The organism is Actinospineispora eucalypti (assembly GCF_039543365.1).
Classification (GTDB): domain Bacteria; phylum Actinomycetota; class Actinomycetes; order Mycobacteriales; family Pseudonocardiaceae; genus Pseudonocardia; species Pseudonocardia eucalypti.
On the sequence record NZ_BAABJP010000010.1, the window covers coordinates 409,153 to 428,511 of the forward strand.

Here is a 19,359-nt window from a genome sequence, read left to right on the forward strand (position 1 = left end):
CATGACGACGGTGTTGTCGCCGGCCGCGCCGTAGGACCGCAGCACGCCGATGACCTCGAACAACGCGTGGTCGATGCGCAGCTTCCGGCCCAGCGCGGCGTGCGGGTCGGGTCCGTAGAGGGCCTCCGCGACCAGCGGTCCCAGCACCACCATGTGGCGGTCGGCGCGGTCCTCGGCCGGGCCGAAGAACCGGCCGGCGGCCAGCGTCTTGCGCTGGGTGGACAGGTAGTTGTGGCTGGTCCCGGTGACCGTGGCCGACAGGTAGTGGGCGTCGGCGGTGGAGGCGGTGACCGCGGGCCACCTGGCCGGCGGCGCCGGTAGTCGCCCCGGTGACCAGCGGCACCAGCTCCGCGACCTGGGGAATCTTGGCGATCGCCTTCATGTCGGTGTCGGTGAGCGGCATGGTCAACCCGGAGCGCAGCTTGTGCGAGCGCAGCCCGCGCAGGGCGATCACCAGAATGTCTTGCAAGATCACGTAGCCGAGTCTCGGCGGCGTCCCTGCAGGCAACCCCGAACCCGGCCGCACGCGACCTGAAAACCAGGCTGAGAAACGCTGAGGAGGCGTGGCGCGGATCACCCTGTTCGCCCGGCCGGCGGCGCCCCCGGCATGATCGCCCGGTGGCCTTCCTCCGGCAGTTCGCGATCATTGTTGACGACTACGACCCGGCGATCCGGTTCTTCGTGGACGTGCTCGGCTTCGAGCTCGTCGAGGACTCCCCGGCGACGACCAACGACGGCCGCCCGAAGCGCTGGGTGGTGGTGCGGCCCAAGGGCGGTGAGACGTCCATCCTGCTGGCTCGCGCGGACGGCCCGGTGCAGGCCGAGGCGGTCGGCAACCAGGTCGCCGGGCGGGTCGGGTTCTTCCTCGAGGTCGACGACTTCGACGAGACCTACCGGCGGATGACCGGCGCCGGCGTGGAGTTCCTCGGCGAGCCGCGCGACGAGCCGTACGGCCGGGTGGTCGTGTTCCGCGACATCGCCGGCAACCGCTGGGACCTGCTGGGTCCGGCTTAGCGGGCATCCTCGGGCAGCGCATCCGACCGCGCCGTCCAGGCGATCTTGAGAAACTGGCACCGGCCGTCCGCACCGGCCCCAGAATGCGAAGATGCGCCTAGGCGGCCGGCCGGGCGATCGCGGTGACCAGCCGGTGCACCACCGGGCGCAGGATCCGTTCCTCGAAGTCGCGGCGGGGCAGCGCGAGCTGACCGGCCAGCAGCCCGCCGATCGCGTTGATCAGCCGCGCGGAGTCCGCGCGCGGGTCGGTGGAGCCCAGCTCGGTGAGCGCCTTCTCGGCCAGCCGGGCGAAGGCGCGCCCGCGTTCGGCGAGCACCTCACGCAGCTCCGGGGTGCGCGAGGCGGCGAGCTGCAGCTCGAACGTGGCGATGCCGACGTCCCGGTCGCCCTGCACCATCACCGACGCCAGCACGCACAGCCGGTCGGTGAACGCCTCCGGGTTGCGCGCGTGCCGTTCCAGCTGCGACCAGTACGGCTGCAGCAGTGCGGCCTGCCGCCGCATCAGGTACTCCAGGGTCTGCTGGAGCAGCACGTCGCGGGAGCCGAAGTGGTGCACCACCGCGCCCGGCTCGGCGTTGACCTCGGCGGTCACCGCCCGGTGGGTGACGCCGGCGGTGCCCTCCCGGGCGATGATCCGCACGGTGGCCTCGATCAGCTCCTGGCGCAGCCGGGTACCCCGCCGGATCCGCTCATCAGCGGTATCGCCGTTCGACCGGCGGAGATGGACAGCCACAAGATGATCTTATGGACCGCCCGGGGCCGCTCCCGCCGAATTGCGCCCGCCCTCGGCGACCGGGGCCAATCCAGAGACGGTCGGCAGGCGAAGTGAAACCTCCTGGCCCGGCGCCGCCGGGCGATGAGTTCGCCCCCGGCCGCGAGTCTCACTTGGCGAACCCCCGTGGCGGAGCTAAGGGAGAAGCCGTGAAGGACGACATCTGGCCGATGGTGCACGCGGAGCGCGCGGCGCTGATCGACGACCTCGCCCGGGTCGCACCGGAGCGGTGGGAAGAGCCTTCGCTCTGCCCCGGGTGGACCGTGCACGACGTGGTGGCGCACATGGTCGACGTCGCCCGGACCACCAGGCTGGGCTTCGTGGTCGGCCTGGCCGCGGCGGGCTTCGACTTCCACCGGCAGAACCAGCGCGGGGTGGCGCGGGAACGGGGCGCCTCCCCGGCGGAGACGCTGGAGCGGTTGCGCGAGGTGGCGTCGCGGACGTCGACCCCGCCGGCGCCGCTGGACACCCGGCTGGTCGAGGAGGTCGTGCACGGCGAGGACATCCGCCGGCCGCTGGGCCTGACCCGGTCCTACCCGCTGGAGGCGGTGGCGCGGTCGCTGCGACTGCAGGCCCGCACGTCCGCGTCCTTCGGCGGGGCCAAGGAGCTGGTGGCCGGGGTCCGGCTGACCGCGACCGACGCCGACCTCTCCATCGGGGAGGGGCCGGAGGTCAGCGGGACCGCGCTGTCCCTGCTGCTGGCCGTCTCCGGGCGACCGGTGGCGCCGGACGAGCTCGCCGGGCCGGGGGTCGCCGCGCTGGCTACGAGCGGAAGTGGATGACCTCGTGCGCACCCCGGTCCAGGGGGACCGTGCGCTCGACCGTCCAGCTCGCGGTGTCGATGACTGTCATGTTGGCGTCGTTGGCGTTGTCCACGAAGACCCGGCGGCCGTCCGGGCTGGAGGTGATGCCGAGCGGCCCCGCGCCGACCTCCACCTGAGCCACGATCTTCCGCGCGGCCGGGTCGTACACGCTGACCGACCCGGGAACCGGCCGCTGGAAGCTCCACCGGCTCAGGTGGAAGTGCGAGATGACCACCAGGCCGGTCTCGGTCAGGTGCATGCGGTGCGGGTTGTCCGGGAGTTGCACGCTGTGCCGCTCGGTGTCCGTGGCGGTGTCGATGACGTGCAGCAACGGCCGGCCCCGGTCGCAGGCGTAGAGCAGCCGCCCGTCCCGTGACACCTCCAGGTCCTCCGAGCCGTTCGGCATCGGGATCTTGCCGAGCAGCCGGTCGGCCGTCAGGTCCAGCACGGATACGAAGCTGGCCTCCTTGTTGCCGGTGTAGGCCTTGCTCCGGTCGGGCAGCGCGGCCAGCCAGTGCGGGCCCGGTGCTTCGGTGGGGATGTGCCCGGTGACGGCGAGGGTGGCCAGGTCCAGCCCGGCCACGCAGCCGCCGTGCGACTCGCAGGCCAGGTAGAGCCGGTCGCGCACCGGGTCCAGGTACATGTCGTGTGGGCCGGCGTACGGCGAGATGTCGACGATCTCGGTGATCCGCCACTCGGCCACGTCGATCACCACGATCTCGGCGCCGTGCGGGCCGTGCTGGTCGTAGAAGCCGTCCCGGTAGGTGATCGCCACGTAGAGCCGGTTGCGGCGCTGGTCGAACACCAGCATGTGCGGCTCGGGCGGCGTCTCGATGCGGGCGACCTCGGTGTAGTCGTCGGCGTCCAGGGCGATCACGGTGTGGCCCAGCTGGTTGCAGGTGGCCAGGTAATTGGTCATGACGAATTGGTACCGAGCAATTGGCCGCCCGACTACGGCCTTTGTCGGAATACGAGGATTTCCCGCCGTGCAGTTGTCATTTCCGGAATTGGTTGTTGCGCGCGGTGAAAGGGCGCGGCGGTCATGGGGGACCGCCGCGCCCGAGCCCGGGTCAGGTGCCCTGGTGGCCCTGTTCGAAGCGCTCGTGCCGCTCGGCCCGCTGCTCGTGGCGTTCCGCCTCGAGACGGGCGCGCTCGGCCTTCAGCTCCTCCTCGGACTTGCGCTGCTGGGCCTGGCCCTCGCGGCGCAGGTCGTCGCTGCCGGTGACGCTGCCGGCGGCCTCCTTGGCCTTGCCCTTCGCCTTTCCGAAAAGCCCCATTGGAGTCCTCCTCTTTGTCCTCGACTGCTCGGACGACCAGGGGCATACCCGCCGCGCGCCCCGATATGCGCCGGGTGGCGTGCGTCTCAGAGCACGACCGCGACCAGCACCAGGACCAGCACGATCACCGCCGGCGCCATCAGCAGGAGGGTCAAGATCCGGACGGCGGTGACCCGCTCCGCCGCCGGTGACCGGCTTCCCCGGGGCCGGGTGTTCCCGGGCGGCCCGAGCTCGGCGGCGCGCAGGGCGTTGCCGGGCGACCGGTACTCCAGCACCGGCGGGTCGTGCGGCGCCAGGGTGGTCGAGGCCAGCCCCACGGGGGCGTTCACCACCTGGTACACGCTCACGCTCACCGCGCGGCCGGCGGGAATCTCGAACACCGCCGTGCCCCACGGCAGCACGTGGTTGAAGCCGTCGATGTTGACGTGCACCGTCGGGCCGCTCCACCACCGGCTGCCCCACAGGGTCACCGTGAGGGTCCGGACCCGCCCGTCGTGCCAGCCGGCGTAACGGATCGGCAGGCTCTCGTTCATCGGTCGCTCCCATCGCCCGTGGTCTACGTGCATTGGGACCCGACCCGGTGCCGAAAGGTTGGGGCTACCGGTTGATGATCACGATATAAAAGATGGCCTGTTCGCTATCGGACGGATTCTGGAACCGGTGGTCCCGGGCTTACCAGGACGCGCGCCGGTACTTCGACCTCGAACCGCCGGACCAGCGGGCCAGTCCGCGGTGACCGCCGCCTCCTGGCCTGCTGGGCGCTCGATACATGATCAGCAGGGCATGGTGGCCGTTTCCGGGCGTCGAGGCGACTCTCATGTCCTGATGACCATGCAAACGGTGATCATCAGGCAACCAGGGCGGTTGTGGCGGCCGGAAACCACGCTGGCTGCCTGCTGATCATGAACGTGACGGCGGTTCTCCGAGCCGGCGAACTGTCGGGGCGTGCTTCGTGCCCGGGGTTCCGGGCCAGTTGAGCTCCCCGGGCGTGAAGCCGGCGGCGTGGACCTGCACGATGACGTCGTTCTCGGCGGCGTTGGGGTACGGCATGTCGGTCAGCTCGAGCCCGTCGATGCCGGCGTCGCGGTCGTGCACGGTGATGGCTTTCATGTCGGTCCTTTCAGCTCGGCCAGGCCGAGCCGATGATGCGCTCGACGGTGGTCGTGCGCCGGTAATCGGGGATGAAATGCTCGAGGACGTCGGAGTTCACGGTCCCGTTGGTGGTCTCCGGGCGGTCTTTCTGCCCGTCGAAGTAGGCCCGGAGGAACTCCTTCTTGAAGTCGCCCCGGGGATGGGCGGCGAGAATTTCCCCGACCCGGTCGGCGTCGAGCCCGTCCAGGCCGAAACCGAGCACGTCGGTCAGCACGCCGAGGTACAGGGAGGCGATCTCCGGACCCATCCGGTCGGGAATCCCCGGCGTCGTGTGCAGGGCGATCGCTGTCCACACGGTGTCCGAGGCAGCCGGTGAGAAACCGTGCTCCACCAGGAACCGGCGCGCGTGGTCGGCCCCGTCCACCTCGAAACGCCGCTGGACGTCGGAGAACGGCGTCAGCAGGCCGGTGTCGTGGAACAGCGCGGCGAGGTAGAGCAGCTCGGGATCGGGTTTCACCCCGAGCCGGCGCGCGTGGATTTCGCCGAAGAAGAAGACGCGGAGGGAATGGTGGTAGATGAGGGGGCTGGTCGTCTCCCGGATGAGGCGAGTCGCTTCGGCGGCCGCCGCCGTCTCCGGAATCCGTATCCCCGCGATGACCTCGGACATGTTAGCCATGCTGCCGATCGCGCCCCGGCCGACGCCGCCTCCATCCGGCCAGGAATCCCTTAAATCCGGACGGGCGAAAACGGTGTGCTACCAATGCGCCGTGCCCCGCCGCGTCGCCGTCCTCGTCTACGACGGGGTAACGCTGTTGGACGTCGCCGGGCCGGCCGAGGTGTTCCAGGAGGCGAACCGGTTCGGGGCCGACTACGAGATCGCGCTCTTGTCGCCGACCGGTGACGACGTCACGTCGAACCTCGGCATCAGGGTTGCGGTCGCCGGTTCCGTCGCCTCCGAGCCGGCGCCGCACCTATTCCTGGTGGCCGGCTCGAGCCTCTACCCGCGTACAGCCGTGCCGCGAGACCTGGCGGAGGCCGCGCGGGGGCCGGCCGCCCGGGCCGGCCGGGTCGCGTCGATCTGCACCGGCGCATTCGTCCTCGCCGCCGCGGGCCTCCTCGACGGCAAGCGCGCAACCACGCACTGGAAGGTCACGCGCAAGCTGGCCGCCCAGTACCCGACGTGCCGGGTCGAGCCCGACGCGATCTACGTCCGCGACGGCACCACGTACACCTCGGCCGGGGTGACCGCGGGAATCGACCTGGCTCTCGCGCTCCTCGAGGAGGACCACGGCGCCGACCTGGCCCGCGACGTCGCCCGCGCCCTGGTGGTCTACATGCAGCGTTCGGGTGGGCAGTCCCAGTTCTCAGCACCGTTGCAGGGGCCGCCGCCCCGCTCGCCCGCCCTGCGGAAGATCACCGACCTGGTGACGGCGAACCCCGAACGTGACCACTCGCCCGGTGAGCTGGCCAAGCAGCTCAGCGTGAGCCCCCGGCAACTCACCCGGCTCTTCCACGACGAACTGTCCACCACGCCGGCCCGGTACGTGGAGAGCATCCGGTTCGACATGGCCCGCGCGCTGCTCGACCAGGGACACACCGCCACGCACGCCGCGACCGCGGCCGGATTCCCCAGCTACGAGAGCCTGCGACGGGTGTTCGCGCGGGAGCTGTCGATCAGCCCCGCCGCGTACCAACGCCGGTTCAGCACCGCGCGCCGCCCGAACCCGCAATAGCGGTCAGGCACCGGCGGGACGCCGCGCGACCAGCACCAGCCCGCGAACGCCGGCCCCGCCGTCCGGCAGCCGCAGCTCCGCCACCGGCTCGAGGCCGGCGGAGGCCAGCAGGGCCGAGAGCTGCTCGGGCTGCCAAAGATGAGTGGTCCAGGACACCGGCACGGCGCCGTAGGCCTCGGTGCGTTCGATGTCGCCGTCGCCCATGTGGGTCGCCACGATGAGGTGCCCGCCCGGAACCAGCGCTCGGGCGAAGGACTCGAGGACCCCCGGGAGCACGTGACGCGGCAGGTTGAACAGCGACCACCAGCCGAGGATCCCGCCGAACGAGGAGTGTTCCAGCTCGAGCTCGGTCGCCGAGGCGACCGCGAACCGCTGCTCGGGGTGCAGGCGCCGGGCGTGCTCGATCATCCGCGCCGAGAGGTCGACCCCGGTGACGTCGAGGCCGTGCCCGGCCAGGTACCTGGTCACGCTTCCCGGGCCACAGCCGACGTCCAGGACCGGGCCGAGGCCGCGCACCGAGGCAACGAAGCCGTCCATCGCCGCCTGCAGCCACGGGTGGGTCCTGATGTCGCCGAGGTTCATCTCGACGTAGTTGTCGGCGACGCGGTCGTAGGAGGCCCGCACGTCGTCGAGGTCGGCCGGTTGTTCGATCTGGGAAGCGGTCACGGCACCGGACCCTAATGACCACCACCGACACTCGTGCGGGGGTGGCGCCCGGGACGGGTCCCGAGCGGCCCGTGGCAAGTTGATTTTGCAAAGACTTAATGGAGTGCCTGGTCAAAGGCGTAGACGCGGTGATCCTCGCTGGATACCGTGATCAACAACTTGGCTTGGCCGCCGCCGGGACAACCACCTTTTGGAGTAGATCGCCATGACCAGCGCAGGGTCGCTCGGAAAGATCACGGTCGCCGGTGGCGTGCTGTGCGCCGTCTTCGCCGGCGTCGCGCCGGGCGTGGCGATGGCCCAGCCGGCGGTCGCCCCCGCCGCCTATCAGGCCACCCAGCAGGGTGACGGCAGCGACGACGGGCCGGACAACGACTGGACCACCAACCCGCTCGGTGGTGGAGGCGGCGGCCAGCGCTCGGGCGGGCAGCAGGGCGTCTCGGAGTTGAGCGACTGCGACACGCTGCGGTGCCTGCGGGAGCAGGCTGGCAAGCAGCAGCAGTCGAGCGGTTCGCGGGGCTCCCAGATCGCGCCGGGTGAGCCGAACCCCTCGGGTGGTGGCGGCCTGGACAAGACCATCAACGACTTCGTCCAGCAGATCATGAAGTGGGTGAGGGGAATCGTCGGCTCGTCCGTGCCGTCGCGGATTCCGCCGGTGCAGCTGCCGAAGCCCACCGTGCCGCCGATGCCGCTGCCGCACCCGGTCGACAAGTAGGCGTTATCCCCGTCGAGGGTGAGGCTGGGCGCCCCCGGCAGGACTCGAACCTGCGACCGCCGGATTAGAAGTCCGATGCTCTGTCCAGCTGAGCTACGAGGGCCCGCACCGGCACGCGGGTCCGGTACGGGATGAGGGTATCGCCCCGGCCGGTCCTGAGTTCCGCTCGCTCAACCGTTGACATAGTGAAGAACTTCAATATGCTGAAGTTCATGACGCGCGCGGCCGATCCGGAGACTTCCGTCGACGCCGGGCGCCTGCTCACCGCCGTGGGGGCGAAGGTCCGCGAGCTGCGCAAGGAGCGCGGGCTGACCCTGGAACAACTGGCCGAGTCGACCGGTCTGAGCACCGGGATCATCAGCCAGATCGAGCGGGGGAAGGCCAATCCGGCGTTCACCTCGCTCGCCCAGCTGGCCCACGGGCTGAACATCCCGGTCGGCCGGCTGTTCCACGTCGAGGAGCGCAGTTCGCCGGTGGTGCGCAAGGGGGAGCGCCGCCGGCTGGACCACCACGGTCTCAAGTCCGACGACGTCTACGAGCTGCTCACGCCGGACCTGAACGGCGCGCTGGAAGCGACCTGGGTGGAGACCTCGCCCGGCTCGGACACCAGCGCCACGCCGTTCCGGCACAACGGCGAGGAGTTCGGTCTGGTGCTGTCCGGGGTCAAGGACGTCTATCTGGACGGCGTCCCGCACCGGCTGTACGCGGGTGACTCGATCCGCTACGCATCCACGATTCCGCACTGGTACGTGAACCCGGGCGACGAGGTCTGCACCTCGGTCTGGGTGATCACTCCACCTACCTGGTAACTCGAACCGACTTTCGCCGCACCGGCAACACCGCACCGGCCCGGCGCGCACTGTCGCGCGCCCAGAAACCGAAGGTGTCCCCGCCATGACCACATCCGTGGCACCCGGAAAGTCCGTCAACCGCCGGGCACTGCTCGGCCTCGGCCTCGGCAACACCGTCGAGTGGTACGACTGGCAGGTCTACGGCCTGCTCGCCGCCCTGATCGGGCCGCACTTCTTCCCCGCCGCCGATCCCGTGTCCGCCACGTTGAACGCGCTGGCCGTGTTCGCCGTCGGGTTCGCCGCCCGGCCGTTCGGCGGGATGCTGTTGGGAACCGTGGCCGATCGCGTCGGCCGGCGCACCGTCATGCTGGTCTCGGTGGGCATCATGGCGGTGTCCACCGTGGTCATCGCGGTGCTGCCCACCTACCAGCAGATCGGCCCGTGGGCCGGCATCATCCTGGTCGCCTGCCGGCTGGCGCAGGGGCTGTCCACCGGCGTGGAGGCGCCGCTGGGCACCGCCTACGCCGCCGAGCTGGCTCCCGGCCAGGAAGGGCGCTACGCCGGCGGCATGATCAGCATGTTCGTCAACTTCGGCGTGGTCGGCGCCCCGCTGGTCGCGTTCCTGGCCAGCTCGGTGCTGGGTGACGCGGCGATGGCCGAGTGGGGCTGGCGGGTGCCGTTCGTGGTCGGCGCGCTGCTCGGCGTGGTGGTGATCTACCTGCGCCGGGCGCTCCCGGAAACGCTTCACGAAGGTGAAGAGGCGCCCAAGGAGTCCGCCGGCGAGGTGTGGCGGGAGGTCGGCCGGCACTGGGCCGGGCTGCTGGCCATCGTGTTCGTGGTCGGCGCGGTGCAGGCGTACAGCTACGCGTGGAACGTCGGCCTGCCCAACCTGGCCCGGGGCACCTTCCGGGAGGACCCGACCACGGTCTACGGGCTGACCACCCTGGTCGGCCTGATCATGATCATCGGTGCGCCGCTGGTCGGGCGCTGGGCGGACCGGGTGAGGCTGTCCCGGGCCTACCTGGCCGCCCGGGTACTGGCGGTGCCCACCGTGTTCCTGATGCTGGCCTACGCCGCGCCGGGGATCGGCACGCTGGCCACCGTGCTGCTGGTCGGCGGCGTGGTGCTGACCCTGAACATGACGCTCTACAACGTGGTCAGCGTGTCGCTCATGCCGCGTACCTGCCGGGCGTCCGGCTGCGGCATCGGTTACGGCATCGGCGTGGCGCTGTTCGGCGGCACCGCGTCCTACCTGCTGGTCTGGTTGCAGCGCGGCGGCCTGGGCTGGGTGTTCCCGGTGTACCTGGCCGTGCTGTGCGTGATCAGCGTCGCGCTCTACGTGTTCGCCCGTCGGAAGGGGGAGGTGTACGTCGGTGAGTGAAGCACCCGTGGTGAGACGTTCCGATGTGGTCGTGGTGGGTGGTGGGCCGGCCGGGGTGAGCGCGGCGGTCGCGGCCGCTCGCCGGGGCGCGTCGGTGACCCTGCTGGAGCGCTACGCGGCGCTCGGCGGGCTGGCGTCGGGCGGGATGGTGCTGGTGCTGGACGACATGTGCAACGGCGCCGAAACCACCGTCACCGGCGTGGTCTCCGAGTACGTCGAGCGGCTGGAGAAGATCGGCCTGGCCGTGTACCCGCCGGAGGCCGACCGGTACGCCTCGCCGGAGACCTGGGCCCGCTGGGCGCGTTGGGGCGCCTACGACTTCCACACCCAGGGGCATCCCAAGCCGATCTGCTACGCGGTGGCGTTCGACCCGGACGGCTGGAAGCGGGTGTCCAACGACCTGGTCCGGGAGAACGGCATCCACCCGCGGCTGCACAGCTGGTTCTCCCGGCCGGTCGTGGAGGACGGGGTCATCCGAGGTGTGGTGTGCGAGACCAAGGCCGGCCCGCAGGCGGTCATGGGCGACGTGGTGATCGACACCACCGGTGACATCGACGTGGCCTCCCGCGCCGGGGCCGACTTCCAGCACGACCGCTACCTGGTCACCCTGGTGTTCCGGCTGGCCGGCGTGGACACCGACGCCGCCGAACGGTTCGAGCGCGAGCAGCCGAAGGAGGCGCGCGGGATCAACCGCAAGGTGAAGCGGATGCTCGGCGGCGCCTGGGAGCTGTGGTGGCTGAAGACCCCGCTGCCCGGCGTCGTCTGGTGCAACTGCCCGCACCTGACCGGGTACGACGGCGCCGACCCGGAGTCGCTCACCGAGGCCGAGTTCGACGCCCGTTCCCGCATCGCGGCCGTGGTGGACTACGTGCGCGAGGTGCTGCCCGGCTTCGAGCGGTGCTTCGTGATCGACGTGGCGGAGCAGATCGGGGTGCGGCAGACCCGGCTGCTGCGGGGCGAGTACGTGGTGACCAAGGAGGATCTGACCACCCGCCGGCACTTCATCGACTCGGTCTGCCGGGGCCGCGACTACTACACGCCGTACCGGGCGCTGCTGCCGCGCGGCGTGGACCAGCTGCTGGTGGCCGGCCGGCACTACTCGGCCACGCCGGACGCGCAGCGGATGTCCCGGGAGATCCCACCGTGCATGGCCATGGGGCAGGCCGCCGGGATCGCCGCCGCGCTGGCGGTGGATGCCGGTGTCACCGTCCGCGACGTGCCGGCGGCGGATATCCAGCGCGGCATGCGGGAGCAGGGCGCGGACCCCGGTGACGTGCCGTCGGCCAACGCGACGCCTTCGGAGGTGCTGACATGACCCAGCCACTGGACGGAATCACCGTGCTCGACTTCACCCAGGTCTACCTGGGGCCGTGCTGCACCCAGCTGCTCGGCGACTTCGGCGCCGACGTGATCAAGGTGGAGCGCCCGGGCAGCGGTGACCTCTCCCGCTCCTCCATCCCCGACCCGGACGGGCTGGACAACCCGGTGTTCCTGAGCATCAACCGGAACAAGCGCTCCATCACCGTGGACACCCGGTCGGACGCCGGCAAGCAGGTGATCTACGACCTGGTCCGGGACGCGGACGTGGTGGTCAGCAACTTCCGCTCCGGGGTGATGGAACGGCTGGGCTTCTCCTATGAAGAGCTGAGCGCACTGAATCCGAGGCTGATCTGGGCCTCCGGAACCGGGTTCGGCACCGACGGCCCCTACCGGCACAAGGGCGGGCAGGACGTCCTCGCGCAGGCGTACTCGGGGGTGATGTGGCGGCGCGCGTCGGAGGACACGCCGCTGACCGTCTACCCGACCACGCTCTGCGACTACACCACCGGCATGCACCTGATGCAGGGCATCCTGCTGGCCCTGCTCGGCCGCGAGCGCACCGGTGAGGGGCAGAAGGTGGAGGTGGCCATGTACGACTCCATGCTGCACATGCAGATGCAGGAGGCCGGCATGCAGCTCAACCGGGGCCGCGAGGTGAACTGGGCGGCCATGCCGCTGACCGGGGTGTTCGAGACCACGGACGGCGCGGTCTGCCTGGTCGGCGCGTTCAAGGCGAACCCGCTGCGGGACATCTGCGCGGCGTTGGACACCGACGACCTGTCCGTGGAGCTCCCCACGCTGGAGGCGCAGATCGCCGCGCGCCCCGAGCTCCAGCGGATCTTCCGCGAGCGGTTCGCCACGGCGGGCACCGAGCACTGGGTGAAGCGGCTGGAGGAGCAGGACCTGCTGTGCGCCCCGGTGCGCACGCTCACCGAGGCACTCGCCGACGAGCAGACCGAGGTGAACCGGATGCTGCTGGACATGGCCCACCCGGTCGCCGGCCGGGTCCGCGCCCTGGCCGCCCCGGTACACCTCTCGGACACCCCGGCTGACGTTCGCCGGGTGCCGCCCCGGCTGGGCGAACACGGTGCCGAGGTACTCGCCGAGCACGGCTACGACGAAGCCCGGGTGGCCGAGCTGCGCGCCGAGGGCGTGGTCGGATGACCACCCCCGTGAGTGATTTGTATGGCTATAGCCACACTCCGCACTCACGGGTCCGCTGCGAAGTGGCGGACCACGTCGCGCGGGTGACCATCGACCGGCCGTCGGTGCTGAACGCGGTCGACCCGGCCACGGCACAACGGCTGAACGAGATCTGGGCGAGCATCGAGGCCGACCCGGAGGTGCGGGTGGTGGTGCTCACCGGGGCGGGGGAGAAGGCGTTCTGCGTGGGCGCCGACATGTCCGCGTCGGCGATCGAGAAGACCGGGCTGGAGTACTGGTCCGAGCTGGACCCGAACGGCTTCGGCGGGCTTTCCCTGCGGGACACGCTGGACGTGCCGGTGATCGCCAGGGTGAACGGCTACGCGCTGGGCGGCGGCATGGAGATGGTGCTGGGCTGCGACATCGTGCTGGCCGCCGAGCACGCCCGGTTCGGGCTGACCGAGCCCCGCGTCGGCCGGCTGCCACTGGACGGCGGGATCGCCCGGCTGGTCCGCCGGGTGCCGCACACCCAGGCGATGGGCCTGCTGCTCACCGGCCGGCGCGCGCCGGCCGCCGAGCTGTACCGGATGGGCCTGGTCAACGAGGTGGTCCCGGCCGCCGAGCTGGACGCGTGCGTGGACCGCTGGGTGGCCGACGTGCTGGCCTGCGCGCCGACCTCGTTGCGCGCGATCAAGCAGCTGGTCCAGCGCACCGGCGGGATGTCCCCCAAGGACGCGCAGTCGTCACGCCTGCCCGCCGTGATGGCCGCATTGAACAGCGAGGACGCCGTCGAAGGGGTGCGCGCGTTCCAGGAGAAGCGCGCCCCGGTCTGGCCCGGCCGATGAGCGCACTGGAGCCGGGCGTGTGGGGAGTGCTGGCCACCCCGTTCACCGGCCCGGGGCTGGACGTGGACACCGACAGCGTGGCCCGGCTGGCCCGGCACTACGAGGAGATCGGCGCCACCGGGCTGACCGTGCTCGGTGTGTTCGGGGAGGCGGCCAAGCTGGCTTCCGCAGAACGCCGGGCGGTGTTGCGGTCGGTGTGTGACGCTACCCGGTTGCCGCTGGTGGTGGGCATCACCGGGACGGCGACCGCCCCGGTGATCGAGGAGGCCCGGCTGGCCCGCGAGGTGGTCGGGCCGGACCGGCTGGCCGGCGCCATGGTCCAGGTCAACTCGGCGAACCCGGGCGCCCTCGCCGCGCACCTGCGAGCGGTCCGCGCGGCCACCGGTCTCGGCCTGGTGCCACAGGACTACCCGCTGGTCACCGGCGTGACCATCACCGCGTCGGCATTGGCGCAAGCGGTTCGGGACACCCCGGGCGTGGTCGCGGTGAAGGCGGAGTCGCCGCCCACCCCGGCGGCGATCGCCACCTTGGTCGAGGAAGCGCCCGGGGTGCCGGTGTTCGGCGGCCTCGGCGGCCTCGGCCTGCTGGACGAGCTGGCCGCCGGCGCGTCCGGTGCGATGACCGGCTTCTCCGTGCCGGAGGGCCTGCTGGCCTGCGTTCGCGGCTGGCGGGACGGCGGATATCCGGCCGCCCGCGCCGCCTACCTGCCCTACCTCCCGCTGGTGAACTTCGAGGCGCAGGCCCGGATCGGGCTGGCCATCCGGAAGGAGGCGCTGCGCCGGCTGGGCCTGATCGCCGAGTCCGGGGTACGTCCGCCGGCCGCTGTGATGCCTGGCACGCTGGGCGAACAGCTCGACGCGCATCTGGCCGCGACCCCGAAGGGAACCTGATGGATCTGGGAATTGCCGGGCGGAACGCGGTGGTGTGCGCGTCGACGGCCGGCCTCGGCGAGGCAACCGCCCGAGCGCTGGCCGCCGAGGGGGCCAGCGTGGTGGTCAGCGGCCGGCGGGAGGAGCGGGCCAGGGCCATCGCCGCCGAGCTGCCCGGGGCGGTGCCGGTCGCCGTGGACCTCACCGCACCGAACGGCCCGGAGACGCTGCTCGCCGCCGCCCGCGACGCGTTCGCCGACCGGATCGACATCCTGGTGCTGAACGGCCCCGGCCCGCGTCCCGGCACGGCCTCCGGGATGACCGCCGACGATTCCGCGCGCGCCGTCCACGACCTGCTGCTGGTGCACCAGAAGCTGATCAACGCCGTGTTGCCGGGCATGCGCGAGCGGGGCTGGGGCCGGATCGTGGCGATCGGTTCCAGCGGGGTGGTGCAGCCCCTGCCCGGCCTGGCGCTGTCCAACATCGGCCGTTCGGCGCTGGCCGCCTACCTGAAGAGCCTGTCGGTGGACGTGGCCGGCGACGGCGTCACGGTGAACCTGGTGCTGCCGGGCCGCATCCACACCGACCGCACCGACGTGATCGACTCGGCCGCCGCCGAGCGCACCGGCGTGACCCTCGAGCAGGCCCGCGCGGCGTCCGCCAAGGGCATCCCGGCCGGCCGCTACGGCAGTCCCGCGGAGTTCGGCGCGGTCGCCGCGTTCCTCTGCGGCGCCCCCGCGTCCTACGTCACTGGCACCGCCCTGCGCTGCGACGGCGGCCTCGTTGGGGTGCTGTAGACCGTGATCACCATGGCACGGCGGTCGCTTTCGGGGCCACCGGACGACCCTGGTGTCATGATGATCATGAAGGTCGGGCCGGAACGCCGCGAGTCCGGTCGGCGTAATGCACTTGATGGATCAGTAGGATGAACCATGTGACCGTTGAGCTGCAGAGCTGGTTGTCCGCCGCGTCCATCGACGGGGGCGTCCGCGCGCTGCGCCCGGACTACCGTGCGCTGCTGGTCCTGGCCGACGACCTCGAACCCGGCCCCAGCGACGCGGTGAGTGAACGCATGCTCGCGGCGGCCGAGGAACGCGCGCGGGAGCTGTTCCGGCAGGCCCCGGTCCTGGAACACCCGCACGTGCTGGCCTGGCGGGAGGCGTTCCGGGACTTCGGCGCGAAGCCGCGGCGCACCCGCCCCAGCATGGAGGCGCTGCTGCGCCGCCTGGACGAGGGCCTGCCCCGGATCAACCGGCTGGCCGACGCCTACAACGCGATCTCCATCGCCCACGTGGTGCCCATCGGCGGGGAGGACGTGTCCGCGTACCGGGGGCCGCTGAGGCTGGTCCGGGCGACCGGCGGTGAGACGTTCGACACGGTGGCCGGCGGCGAGCCGGCGCTCGAGAACCCGGAACCCGGCGAGGTGGTCTGGCGGGACAACGACGGCGTGACCTGCCGCCGCTGGAACTGGCGCCAGTGCACCCGCACCCGCCTGACCGAACAAACCACCAAGGCGGTCTTCCTGCTGGACGCCCTGTCCCCCATGACCGACACCGCCCTCCGAGCCGCCGCCAACGAACTCATGGTCGACCTCCGCACCCTCTCCCCCCAAGCCCGCTTCACCACCCGCCTCCTCCCCTAACCCACCCCGTACCCCCACCCCCACCCCCATATCGCGGATTCCGCCGGGCCGTGTCGCGGATTCCGCATGCACATATCGCGGGTCCTGCGGGCGTGTATCGCGGGTGCTGGCAGCCCATGTCGCGGATCCGGGCGGCTCAGCGCGGCCCGGGGCGATCCGCGCTACCGCCGCCCGACCACCAACCGCAACGGCACGCCCAGCGAACGGTCCGCCCCGGCCAGCCGGGCGAACGCCCCGGCCGCACCCGCCAACCGCTCCGCCGCGACGTCCGACGGCCAGAATCCCGAGGCGACGAGGTCGTCGACCACACCCGAAGCGTCGGCCAGCGCCAGCCGGAACACCCGTCGCTGGTCGAGCAACACGGCGAAGTCGGCGGCGGTGAACAGCCAGCCGAGCCGGTCGGTCGCCGACTCGTTCCGGAACCGGGGCCGCCCGCCCGCCGCCCGGTGCACCGACCACCAGCGCGGGGAGAACCGGGGCCGCGACGGCACCAGCGCGACCAGCGTGCCGGTCGGCCGCAGCACCCGGCGCAGCTCGCCGAACAGCCCGTCCAGATCGTCCGCCGACGGCGGCCACATCTCCAACAGCGCACTCCCCAGCGACTTGTTGCCGTGGGGGATGGGTACCGACAGCGGGTCGATACGGGTGACCGGGCCGGGCGGGTCCCGCGGCACTGCCCCGGCCAGCCACTCGGCCGGGGTCAGCCCGTGGCGATCGCGAGCCCGTTCCAGCAGGGACACCCGGGCAGTCTGGCAGCCCCGTCGTCCAAGAGTGCGTCTCGCCGGCCATCCAGCCGGCCGCGGTGCTCGCTCGGCACAGGTCCGCGAGACGCGCTCTAGGCTGGTCCGGTGGTGCACTCGGAACAGAAGGCGGTCGGATCGACCCGGTCCGGGCAGCCGGCACTGGTGGCAATCGGGGTGGGGCTGGCCGCATTCGTGGCCGCCGGGCTGACCGCCTTTTCCGGCACGCCGATCGCGCAGGCCCTGGGCCTGCCCGACCCCGGCGCGCTGACCACCTACGGGTTACCGGTGGTCCGCACCCTCACCGAGATCGCCGCGGTGCTGACCGTCGGCGGGTTGCTGGTCGCCGCGTTCCTGGTTGCCCCGGAGCGCAACGGTTACCTGGACGTCACCGGTTACCGCGCGCTGCGCGGCGCCGCACACGCCGCCGGTTGCTGGACGCTCGGCGCGCTGTTGATGGTGCCGCTCACCGTGTCCGACGGGCTGGGACGCCCGGTGACCGACGTGCTCGGGTTCAGCCGGCTGGTGGCCATCGTGCCCAGGTTGGACGTCGCCACGTCGTGGCTGGTCACCGCCGGTTTCGCCCTGGCCGTGTTCGCCGGCTGCCGGATGGCGCTGTCCTGGGGCGCTTCGGTGGTGCTGCTGGCGATCGCGGTGGCCGGGCTGCTGCCGGTCGCCGCGACCGGCCACTCGGCGGCGGGCGGCTCGCACGATGTGGCCACCAACAGCCTGATGTTGCACGTGGTGGCGGCCGCGTTGTGGGTGGGCGGGTTGGCCGGCGTGCTCGGCCTCGCCGCCCGCCGGGCCGAGGCGGCGGAGCGGCTGCCCACCGCGATCACCCGGTTCTCCGGGCTCGCACTGGTCTGCTGGTTGGTGATGGCCGGGTCCGGACTGCTGAACGCGCTGGTCCGGATCCCGCTGGCCGACCTGGTCGGCACCTATTACGGCGCCCTCATCCTGGCCAAGACGGTCGCGCTGCTCGTGCTCGGCGCGATCGGCTACCAGCAGCGCCGGCGCGCGGTGGCGGAAGCGGCGGCGGGGCGCGGGCGACCGCTGCTGCGACTCGGCTCGGTGGAAGTGCTGGTGATGTTCGCCACGATGGGGCTGGCCGTGGCGCTGGGCCGCAGCGCCCCGCCGGTCCGGGGAGTGGCATCGCCGAGCCGGGCCGAGGTGGTGATCGGCTACGACCTGGCGGGGCCGCCCACGCTCCTACGGATCCTCTTCGACTGGCGATTCGACCTGCTGTTCGGCACCGCCGCACTGGTTGCCGCCGGCCTCTACCTGCGCTGGGTGCTCCGACTCGCCGCGCGCGGGGACCGCTGGCCGGCGGGGCGGACGGCCAGCTGGCTGGTCGGCTGCGCGATGGTGGTGTTCGCCACGTCGTCCGGGATCGGGCGGTACGCGCCGGCGATGTTCAGCATGCACATGGCGCAGCACATGATCATGGCCATGCTGGCGCCGATCCTGCTGGTCCTGGGCGGTCCGGTGACCCTGGCGCTGCGCGCGCTGCCGCCGGCGGGGCGGGACGGCGACCCGGGTGCGCGCGAGTGGCTGCAGAGCGCCCTGCACTCGCCCCTGGCCCGCTGGGTGAGCCATCCGCTGCTCGCGCTGGCGCTGTTCGTCGGGACGTACTACGCGCTGTACTTCTCCGGGCTGTTCGAGTACGCGCTGCCCTCGCATCCCGCGCATCTGCTGATGCTGCTGCACTTCACGCTCACCGGGATGCTGTTCTTCTGGCTGGTCATCGGGGTGGATCCGGTGCCGCGACGGTTGCCGCCGGTGGCCCGGCTGGGCCTGGTGTTCGCCTCGGTGCCGTTCCACGCCTTCTTCGGCGTGGTGCTGATGAGCTCCAAGGACGTGATCGGGCGGGAGTACTACGGCGGCCTGGCCTTGCCCTGGGTGCCGAACCTGCTGGCCGACCAGAAGCTCGGCGGCGGTCTGGCCTGGGCCAGCGGCGAGTTGCCGCTGTTGATCGTGGTGGTGGCGCTGGTCGTGCAGTGGTCGCGTATCGACGAACGGTCCGCGCGGCGCGCCGATCGTCGCGCGGAGCTGGACGGGGATGCCGACCTGGTGGCCTACAACGCGATGCTGCGCCGGATGGCGGGCGGGGCGGACCCCTCCGAACCGCCCGCCGCGGGGGGCGAAGGGAGTGGGTCGAAGCCGGGCGATGCCGACCCGGTGCGACCCGGCGGGGTGGAACAGCGCGGTTCGGGCACCGCGGGCGGTTGACGGTACAACCGCCCCTCGAGCCCGAATCATCCTGTTTGCGCTGGTCAGCGCGCTAATAGGGGGGGTGGTTTCAAGGCCCAATTCGCCGTCGCGTAACTTTCTCCTTGCCAACGGGGCGCCGGACAAACAGACGGAGTTCCTAAGGAGCCCCTCGATGTGGCCGGCCCGTTGGACGCCCCCGCAAGACCCCCCGGGTCCGGCAGGATCCAGGGGGTGTATAGTGGGGAACAACCCCGGAACGTTCCGCCTAATCAGCGGGGCGTGAAGGTGTGTGGATGTCTTTTGAGAACTCAACAGTGTGCTGAACTTTTTGACGCATCTTTTGTGGTG

At 71.6% G+C, this 19,359-nt stretch carries 21 protein-coding genes, 1 tRNA gene and 1 pseudogene; 13 read left to right on the top strand and 10 right to left on the bottom strand.

All coding sequences use genetic code 11. The features are described 5' to 3' along the window. Window positions 1-33 precede the first annotated feature (33 nt). Window positions 34-261: pseudogene (locus ABEB12_RS42125) on the bottom strand (ABC transporter permease); the annotation flags it as partial. Between the two features lie 357 nt (window positions 262-618). On the opposite strand from ABEB12_RS42125, the gene ABEB12_RS15665 reads away from it, so the two are divergent. After that, on the top strand, window positions 619-1,014 hold the full coding sequence (locus ABEB12_RS15665) for a VOC family protein (protein ID WP_185064170.1): 396 nt from the start codon (window positions 619-621) through the stop codon (window positions 1,012-1,014). 97 nt (window positions 1,015-1,111) lie between these two features. Here the strand turns inward: ABEB12_RS15665 and ABEB12_RS15670 are convergent, their stop codons facing one another. Then, on the bottom strand, window positions 1,112-1,747 hold the full coding sequence (locus tag ABEB12_RS15670) for a TetR family transcriptional regulator (RefSeq protein ID WP_185064171.1): 636 nt from the start codon (window positions 1,745-1,747) through the stop codon (window positions 1,112-1,114). A 188-nt stretch (window positions 1,748-1,935) separates the two neighbouring features. On the opposite strand from ABEB12_RS15670, the gene ABEB12_RS15675 reads away from it, so the two are divergent. Further along, window positions 1,936-2,568 carry a maleylpyruvate isomerase family mycothiol-dependent enzyme gene (locus ABEB12_RS15675; RefSeq protein WP_345702839.1) on the top strand — a complete coding sequence of 211 codons (633 nt, stop codon included), beginning with the start codon at window positions 1,936-1,938 and terminating at the stop codon, window positions 2,566-2,568. Here the strand turns inward: ABEB12_RS15675 and ABEB12_RS15680 are convergent. From ABEB12_RS15680 to ABEB12_RS15700, 5 genes are all read right to left on the bottom strand, one after another. Continuing rightward, the gene (locus tag ABEB12_RS15680; protein WP_185064172.1) at window positions 2,549-3,508 is read right to left on the bottom strand and encodes a YncE family protein; all 960 of its coding nucleotides are present in this window, start codon (window positions 3,506-3,508) and stop codon (window positions 2,549-2,551) included. The two genes, ABEB12_RS15675 and ABEB12_RS15680, sit on opposite strands and share 20 nt — an antisense overlap. Before the next feature lie 151 nt (window positions 3,509-3,659). Continuing rightward, complete coding sequence (locus tag ABEB12_RS15685; RefSeq protein WP_185064173.1) at window positions 3,660-3,866, bottom strand: CsbD family protein; 207 nt, start codon at window positions 3,864-3,866, stop codon at window positions 3,660-3,662. An 86-nt stretch (window positions 3,867-3,952) separates the two neighbouring features. After that, complete coding sequence (locus tag ABEB12_RS15690) at window positions 3,953-4,399, bottom strand: hypothetical protein (protein WP_185064174.1); 447 nt, start codon at window positions 4,397-4,399, stop codon at window positions 3,953-3,955. Between the two features lie 367 nt (window positions 4,400-4,766). Then, window positions 4,767-4,976, bottom strand: coding sequence for a hypothetical protein (locus ABEB12_RS15695; RefSeq protein ID WP_345702840.1), 210 nt, complete (start codon window positions 4,974-4,976; stop codon window positions 4,767-4,769). 10 nt (window positions 4,977-4,986) lie between these two features. Further along, window positions 4,987-5,625: an HD domain-containing protein gene (locus ABEB12_RS15700; protein ID WP_185064175.1), complete on the bottom strand. Its 639-nt coding sequence runs from the start codon at window positions 5,623-5,625 to the stop codon at window positions 4,987-4,989. Between the two features lie 100 nt (window positions 5,626-5,725). Here ABEB12_RS15700 and ABEB12_RS15705 point away from each other — a divergent pair, with 100 nt between their 5' ends. Then, window positions 5,726-6,691: a GlxA family transcriptional regulator gene (locus ABEB12_RS15705; protein WP_345702841.1), complete on the top strand. Its 966-nt coding sequence runs from the start codon at window positions 5,726-5,728 to the stop codon at window positions 6,689-6,691. 3 nt (window positions 6,692-6,694) lie between these two features. Here the strand turns inward: ABEB12_RS15705 and ABEB12_RS15710 are convergent, their stop codons facing one another. Further along, window positions 6,695-7,357, bottom strand: a complete 663-nt coding sequence (locus ABEB12_RS15710; protein ID WP_185064176.1) for a methyltransferase domain-containing protein — start codon at window positions 7,355-7,357, stop codon at window positions 6,695-6,697. Window positions 7,358-7,562: 205 nt separating this feature from the next. Between ABEB12_RS15710 and ABEB12_RS15715 the strand changes: the two genes are divergently transcribed. Next, window positions 7,563-8,069 (top strand): hypothetical protein, encoded by a 507-nt coding sequence (locus ABEB12_RS15715; RefSeq protein ID WP_185064177.1) that lies wholly within the window; start codon window positions 7,563-7,565, stop codon window positions 8,067-8,069. Window positions 8,070-8,098: 29 nt separating this feature from the next. On the opposite strand, the gene ABEB12_RS15720 is transcribed toward ABEB12_RS15715, so the two are convergent. Next, window positions 8,099-8,172 (bottom strand) — tRNA-Arg (locus ABEB12_RS15720). 109 nt (window positions 8,173-8,281) lie between these two features. Between ABEB12_RS15720 and ABEB12_RS15725 the strand changes: the two genes are divergently transcribed. The 8 genes from ABEB12_RS15725 to ABEB12_RS15760 all read left to right on the top strand — a co-directional run bounded on the left by ABEB12_RS15725 (window position 8,282) and on the right by ABEB12_RS15760 (window position 16,060). Next, a complete protein-coding gene (locus ABEB12_RS15725; RefSeq protein ID WP_185064178.1) occupies window positions 8,282-8,878 on the top strand; it encodes a cupin domain-containing protein in 597 nt (198 codons plus the stop codon). A gap of 85 nt (window positions 8,879-8,963) precedes the next feature. Continuing rightward, entirely contained in the window at window positions 8,964-10,241 is a 1,278-nt protein-coding gene (locus ABEB12_RS15730; protein ID WP_185064179.1) for an MFS transporter, read from the top strand. Next, on the top strand, window positions 10,234-11,556 hold the full coding sequence (locus ABEB12_RS15735) for an FAD-dependent oxidoreductase (RefSeq protein WP_345702842.1): 1,323 nt from the start codon (window positions 10,234-10,236) through the stop codon (window positions 11,554-11,556). The genes ABEB12_RS15730 and ABEB12_RS15735 overlap by 8 nt, the downstream gene beginning before the upstream one ends. Beyond that, on the top strand, window positions 11,553-12,725 hold the full coding sequence (locus ABEB12_RS15740) for a CoA transferase (protein ID WP_185064180.1): 1,173 nt from the start codon (window positions 11,553-11,555) through the stop codon (window positions 12,723-12,725). The genes ABEB12_RS15735 and ABEB12_RS15740 overlap by 4 nt, the downstream gene beginning before the upstream one ends. Before the next feature lie 8 nt (window positions 12,726-12,733). Beyond that, entirely contained in the window at window positions 12,734-13,549 is an 816-nt protein-coding gene (locus tag ABEB12_RS15745) for an enoyl-CoA hydratase-related protein (protein WP_345702843.1), read from the top strand. After that, on the top strand, window positions 13,546-14,439 hold the full coding sequence (locus ABEB12_RS15750; protein WP_185064182.1) for a dihydrodipicolinate synthase family protein: 894 nt from the start codon (window positions 13,546-13,548) through the stop codon (window positions 14,437-14,439). Before ABEB12_RS15745 ends, ABEB12_RS15750 begins: the two co-directional genes overlap by 4 nt. Further along, window positions 14,439-15,215 (top strand): SDR family oxidoreductase, encoded by a 777-nt coding sequence (locus tag ABEB12_RS15755; protein WP_185064183.1) that lies wholly within the window; start codon window positions 14,439-14,441, stop codon window positions 15,213-15,215. Before ABEB12_RS15750 ends, ABEB12_RS15755 begins: the two co-directional genes overlap by 1 nt. 137 nt (window positions 15,216-15,352) lie before the next feature. Then, the gene (locus ABEB12_RS15760; protein ID WP_345702844.1) at window positions 15,353-16,060 is read left to right on the top strand and encodes a B3/B4 domain-containing protein; all 708 of its coding nucleotides are present in this window, start codon (window positions 15,353-15,355) and stop codon (window positions 16,058-16,060) included. Between the two features lie 161 nt (window positions 16,061-16,221). On the opposite strand, the gene ABEB12_RS15765 is transcribed toward ABEB12_RS15760, so the two are convergent. Further along, entirely contained in the window at window positions 16,222-16,800 is a 579-nt protein-coding gene (locus ABEB12_RS15765) for a hypothetical protein (protein ID WP_185064185.1), read from the bottom strand. Window positions 16,801-16,908: 108 nt separating this feature from the next. On the opposite strand from ABEB12_RS15765, the gene ABEB12_RS15770 reads away from it, so the two are divergent. After that, window positions 16,909-19,029: a cytochrome c oxidase assembly protein gene (locus ABEB12_RS15770; protein ID WP_185064186.1), complete on the top strand. Its 2,121-nt coding sequence runs from the start codon at window positions 16,909-16,911 to the stop codon at window positions 19,027-19,029. Window positions 19,030-19,359 lie beyond the last annotated feature (330 nt).

Excerpts from the sequence above, each read along its gene's own strand:
- ABEB12_RS15740 (WP_185064180.1), top strand. The coding sequence starts at position 11,553 with ATGACCCAGCCACTGGACGGAATCACCGTGCTCGACTTCACCCAGGTC.
- ABEB12_RS15715 (WP_185064177.1), top strand. The coding sequence starts at position 7,563 with ATGACCAGCGCAGGGTCGCTCGGAAAGATCACGGTCGCCGGTGGCGTG.
- ABEB12_RS15680 (WP_185064172.1), bottom strand. The coding sequence starts at position 3,508 with ATGACCAATTACCTGGCCACCTGCAACCAGCTGGGCCACACCGTGATC.
- ABEB12_RS15755 (WP_185064183.1), top strand. The coding sequence starts at position 14,439 with ATGGATCTGGGAATTGCCGGGCGGAACGCGGTGGTGTGCGCGTCGACG.
- ABEB12_RS15685 (WP_185064173.1), bottom strand. The coding sequence starts at position 3,866 with ATGGGGCTTTTCGGAAAGGCGAAGGGCAAGGCCAAGGAGGCCGCCGGC.
- ABEB12_RS15725 (WP_185064178.1), top strand. The coding sequence starts at position 8,282 with ATGACGCGCGCGGCCGATCCGGAGACTTCCGTCGACGCCGGGCGCCTG.
- ABEB12_RS15750 (WP_185064182.1), top strand. The coding sequence starts at position 13,546 with ATGAGCGCACTGGAGCCGGGCGTGTGGGGAGTGCTGGCCACCCCGTTC.
- ABEB12_RS15730 (WP_185064179.1), top strand. The coding sequence starts at position 8,964 with ATGACCACATCCGTGGCACCCGGAAAGTCCGTCAACCGCCGGGCACTG.
- ABEB12_RS15695 (WP_345702840.1), bottom strand. The coding sequence starts at position 4,976 with ATGAAAGCCATCACCGTGCACGACCGCGACGCCGGCATCGACGGGCTC.
- ABEB12_RS15690 (WP_185064174.1), bottom strand. The coding sequence starts at position 4,399 with ATGAACGAGAGCCTGCCGATCCGTTACGCCGGCTGGCACGACGGGCGG.
- ABEB12_RS15700 (WP_185064175.1), bottom strand. The coding sequence starts at position 5,625 with ATGTCCGAGGTCATCGCGGGGATACGGATTCCGGAGACGGCGGCGGCC.